1 protein-coding gene is annotated in these 266 nt (G+C 71.1%); it reads left to right on the top strand.

All coding sequences use genetic code 11. From position 1 onward, the window contains the following. Positions 1 to 266, top strand: a 266-nt coding sequence (locus AC1RPU_RS08285; RefSeq protein ID WP_481769694.1) for an Ig-like domain-containing protein, incomplete at both ends; no start/stop codon positions are given.

Raw genomic sequence — 266 nt, 5'->3', positions numbered from 1 at the left:
CCCGGTGACCATCGACGCACCCGCCCCCGAGACTCCGCTCACGGCGACGGTCGACTCGAAGGACGACACCACGAAGTCAGCGGTGATCTCGGGCACCGGCACCCCCGGTGCCACGGTCACGGTGACCACCCCGACCGGCCCGAAGGTCACCACGGTGGGCGCGGACGGCACCTGGACGCTGAACGCGACCGGCCTGGCCGAGGGGCAGAACGACCTGAAGGTCACCTCGGGCGACGAGACCGCTGACGTGAGGGTCATCATCGCCG

It is taken from the genome of Dellaglioa sp. CoH-55-MRSF-7 (assembly GCF_056782235.1).
This window is presented reverse-complemented; position numbering and strand designations above follow the sequence as displayed.